This window comes from Pseudooceanicola nitratireducens, from assembly GCF_900109195.1.
Taxonomy (GTDB): domain Bacteria; phylum Pseudomonadota; class Alphaproteobacteria; order Rhodobacterales; family Rhodobacteraceae; genus Pseudooceanicola; species Pseudooceanicola nitratireducens.
The window spans coordinates 1-4,129 of the sequence record NZ_FNZG01000024.1 but is presented as its reverse complement, the minus strand read 5'-3'; the positions used below and the strand labels follow the sequence as shown (position 1 = coordinate 4,129).

Annotated in this window: 5 protein-coding genes and 1 pseudogene; 2 read left to right on the top strand and 4 right to left on the bottom strand. The window is 58.3% G+C overall.

The genetic code is table 11. From position 1 onward, the window contains the following. The 3 genes from BMX99_RS19355 to BMX99_RS19345 all read right to left on the bottom strand — a co-directional run. On the bottom strand, positions 1 to 251 hold a 251-nt coding region (locus BMX99_RS19355), incomplete at its 3' end, for a TrbC/VirB2 family protein (RefSeq protein WP_093455153.1). A gap of 16 nt (positions 252 to 267) precedes the next feature. Beyond that, on the bottom strand, positions 268 to 801 hold the full coding sequence (locus BMX99_RS19350) for a lytic transglycosylase domain-containing protein (protein WP_008335578.1): 534 nt from the start codon (positions 799 to 801) through the stop codon (positions 268 to 270). A 103-nt stretch (positions 802 to 904) separates the two neighbouring features. Further along, positions 905 to 1,219, bottom strand: coding sequence for a hypothetical protein (locus tag BMX99_RS19345; protein WP_008335576.1), 315 nt, complete (start codon positions 1,217 to 1,219; stop codon positions 905 to 907). Positions 1,220 to 1,351: 132 nt separating this feature from the next. Here BMX99_RS19345 and BMX99_RS19340 point away from each other — a divergent pair, with 132 nt between their 5' ends. Next, positions 1,352 to 1,930, top strand: coding sequence for a hypothetical protein (locus tag BMX99_RS19340; protein ID WP_040885919.1), 579 nt, complete (start codon positions 1,352 to 1,354; stop codon positions 1,928 to 1,930). Here the strand turns inward: BMX99_RS19340 and BMX99_RS19335 are convergent. After that, positions 1,924 to 2,148, bottom strand: a complete 225-nt coding sequence (locus BMX99_RS19335) for a hypothetical protein (protein WP_239368556.1) — start codon at positions 2,146 to 2,148, stop codon at positions 1,924 to 1,926. The two genes, BMX99_RS19340 and BMX99_RS19335, sit on opposite strands and share 7 nt — an antisense overlap. A 316-nt stretch (positions 2,149 to 2,464) precedes the next feature. On the opposite strand from BMX99_RS19335, the pseudogene BMX99_RS19330 reads away from it, so the two are divergent. After that, a pseudogene (locus BMX99_RS19330) lies at positions 2,465 to 3,931 on the top strand (aldehyde dehydrogenase family protein). The last annotated feature ends 198 nt before the right edge of the window (positions 3,932 to 4,129 follow it).

Genomic DNA, 4,129 nt, shown 5'->3' with positions numbered 1-4,129 from the left:
GAGAAGATCAGCACGATCCCGATGATGACCGAGGCGAACCAGCCCCAGTTCAGCCGTCCCATCATGCACATGAAACCGGTGCCGATGACCGCGAGCGTGGCGACCGCGATCCCGATGGGACCGGTCAGCGCGGCCTCGACGGTTTCCAGCATGGTCTGGATCGGTGACAAGTCTTGCGCGAGGACGGGCGTTGCGAAAGCCGCCAGGGTTGTGGCGGCAGGCAAGAGGCGGCTGAGGCGATGTCGAAGCATGCGAAGTTCCCTTGTTTTACTGAAGTTCGATAAGGACCGGCGCGCGGGCAGGCACGCGGGTCGCGACACGGATATCCGGCGCGGAAAAAGGCGCACCCGCCAGCCGGGACCGGATCCGATGGATGCGCGCGATGTAGTCGCGAGTCTCGGTGAAAGGCGGGGTGCCGGAATACTCGACCACGCGGTGCGGCCCGGCATTATAGGCTGCGAGCGCCAGGTTGATGTCCTTGAATGTGGCCAGCTGCGCGAGCAGATAGCGTGCGGCGCCGTCGAGGTTCTGTGAGGGATCGCGCGGATCGACGCCGAGCGCACGGGCAGTATCCGGCATCAGCTGGCCAAGACCATAGGCACCCTTGGGGCTCACGGCAGTCGGATTGTAGCTGCTTTCGGCCTCGACCAGGGCTTGGAAAAGGACCAGCCAGTCGTCCTCATCGAGGCCGACTTGCCGCAGGGCGCGGTTCCCCTGGTACCGGTCAGCAGTCGTGCGGATCAGGGAGAGGATGTCGTCGCGTCCGGACGGCGGTGTGGCATCCAGCGAGGCAAGAACCACCCCGGCCTCAGCGCTATCACCCAGCCCCGCCCAGGCAGGTCGTTCGCCATGAAAGGTCCAGCCCGAGGTCCGGGCTGTCCCGTCGCGGCCGAAGGCGATGACGTCAGCCGCGCTCCTCGAGGGTAATGCTGTAGTCAGGACCAAAGCGCAGATCGCGCCCGTCACCGAACTCGAGATGATGTTTGAAGAGTCCCGGCCATATGTTGAAATACCGCGGCTCTGGCCCGTGCGGGGTGATCCGGGTCGAGACCAGAATGGCTTCCGGCTCGCCCTCGCGCAGGTAGATGCACTGGTAGCGCGGCTTGCCATCGTCCGTGAACCCCACGAGTTCATACCGGCAGCGGAACGCTATGCCCTTCTCGGACAGGTCTTTGACACCATCGATGGTGATCAGGATCTGGTTGCGCGCTATCGGCATGTTCGGACTCTCCCCACGAGAGCCCTTCTACTTCACGACACTAAGGCCATAAAGTCATATGGAGTCAATACGACATATTGCAGATAAACACATATTGCGCGATAGTCTGCGCAACTTTTGCGGGAGAGCGACATGAAGCGACAGATGATGGCAGCTGCAATGGGAGTGATGGCGGTGTTCGGAGCCCCGGAGAAAGCGCGGGCCTATGACGTCGACTGCGCCATCATGCTCTGCATGGCGGGAGGCTTCCCCCCGAGCGCGGTCTGCGCGCGCGCCTATCGCACCATGATCCGCCGCATCACACCCTGGCCGAGCCTGCCGCCCTTCGGGGTCTGCACCTTTGCCCATGTGCCGGCCGAACTGGGCGGACCCGGCGGCGAGGGCGAGCTCGACACCAACTTGCCTGAATACGAATGGCTGAACCGGACCCATGTGATCTGGTTCACCGGTCAAGCCTATAGAGAAAGGGGAGGTGATCGGTATTGGGACTGGTCGCTTCGTTCCTGCGACCGAGAGAACCGCACCTGCCGGTACATCCAGCGGGTCTACCGATCCCACACGCCCTGGCCCGTGACATTCATCTCGGAAAGCGGGCAGGAGATTGCCTTTCCGAGCGGCGGAAGTTCCTCGTACTTCTATTTGCGCAGCATCATGGTCGAATACGGAGACTACGAGGGCACGGTGGGTCACTCGGAGTGGTTCTCCTACTGATCCTGGCTGCTTGGCAGCTTTAGTGAAATCGGCCGTACTGTGATACGCGTGTGGTCGTAACTGTTTGGATCCACAAACTGGCGGCGGCTCACGCTTCCATCATTCCAGCGGTAGTCGGTAAACACATGGGTTTCCGCCGTTCCGTTGATGATAAACCCTTCCTGAAAGGGCCAGGCTGTCTTTTTCTTAATCAATTGAATGCCCAGAAAATAATTCAATCCAAGAGAGTATTTACGCGAATAATTAGTGATCTAAAATAGCAGATAGTGAGCGTATGGCGGTAATTTGCTTGCTAGTGGAGGGTCCAATATTTCACTTGAATGTTGGTAGCTTGGAAGGCATTAGTCACCCCAGCCGATGCGCTAGCGATCAGCGGCACCCGGTGGGGGGTGCCTGACAGGGCAGCTAACCTGCGTGCCGCCCGGCGAAAACCTTTCATACGCGCAACGATTTCACTTGGCAGGCGATGGGGTTCATTGGTTGAATATATTAGTAATCTAAGTAATCAAGGGCAATCGCGGGAGGAAACGTCATATGCGCATGGTGAATATGGATGCAAACCATGCTCTCTCTGGTAAGGAGCAGCTGTATTGTGGGGGCGCATGGGTTCCGCCAAGCGCAGGAAATTACGAGGAGACTTTTAACCCGGGCACAGGTCAGCTGATCGGATTAGTGGCTGCGGCGACCCGGGCCGAGGTGGACGTAGCGCCTGCGTGTTTGAAGGAATGGCGTGATGTTGCTCCTCTTGAGCGTGCCAGTATTCTGCAGGAAATCGCGGCTCTCTTGCACAAGCGCGGAGATGAGCTTGCGATGATGGACGCGGCCAATTGCGGCAACCCATATACCGAGGTGCGCGGCGACGCGGCCATCGCGGCGGCCCAGATGGAGTTTTTCGCCGGTCTTGTGACTGAAATGAAGGGCGACACGATCCCTTTGGGGCCGGATCGGGTGAATATGACCCTGCGCCAGCCGCTTAGTGTTGTGGCACGTATCCTGGCGTTCAATCATCCGTTCATGTTTTGTGGCGGTAAAGTGGCGGCGCCTTTGGCGGCAGGGAACGCTGTCATCATCAAGCCGCAGGTACAGGCGCCTTTGTCTGCATAGCGCCTGGCAGAGATTGTTTATGGCCTGATGCCCAAAGGCACATTCAACGTGTTGCCGGGTGATCTAGAGGCAGGTGCTGGCCTGGCCGAGCACCTTGGCGCTGCAAAGGTCACGCTTATTGGCTCTGTGTCGGCTGGCCGGGCTGTGATGCGAAGCGCCAGCGCTACGGGCAAACCTGTACTGCTGGAACTGGGTGGCAAGAACGCGCTGATTGCCTATCCCGACAGTGATCCGAAAAAGATTGCGGACGCGATTGTCGCTAGAATGAACTTTGGCTGGTGCGGCCAGTCCTGTGGCTCGATAAGTCGCGCATTCCTGTACGAGGATATCCACGACGAAGTCATTTCCTATCTGGCCGAGTCTGTTGAAAGATATAAGCCGGGCGTTCCGACGGATCCTGAAACCACGATAGGCACGATTGTCAGCCGTGCGCAGTTCGACCGGGTCATGGGTTTCATTGACTCTGCCAAAAGTGAGGGTGCGCGCGCCGTTACTGGCGGTTATGCGGTCACGGATAGTCCGCTGGCGAAAGGCAGCTTTATCGCGCCGACGATTTTTGCGGATGTAACGCCGCAGATGCGTATCGCCCGTGAAGAGATTTTCGGGCCAGTTCTTGCGGTTCGCAAATGGTCGGACGAAGATTCCATGCTGAACGAGGTCAATGCACTTGAGCTTGGGCTGCCCTGTGCAATTTGGACTCGGGATCTGGTGATGGCTCATCGTACGGCTGCACGCGTCGAGGCCGGGTTTGTTTGGGTTAACGAAGTCGGTCGGCATTTCCTTGGTGCCCCGTTCGGTGGGGTCAAGCAATCGGGTATCGGGCGCGAAGTAGGTATTGGCGAACTGATTTCCTTCACCCATGAAAAGAATGTGCATATCAATCTGTCGGGTCAGTGACCCGGTGCGTAGGTAATGTGCGAACGGGGTCTGGGATCCAAAAGCTTTTTCTGTATTGATTGCTTTGGCCGGGATGAGGCCATCCCTTCCTGCCCCTTTTGCAAACCGATAAGGATCTAAAAAATAATGAGCAATGTTGCGAACGTCCCCGATATCATCCTCGAACCCATGGTTCGGAACGCTATTATGGAGGACCTG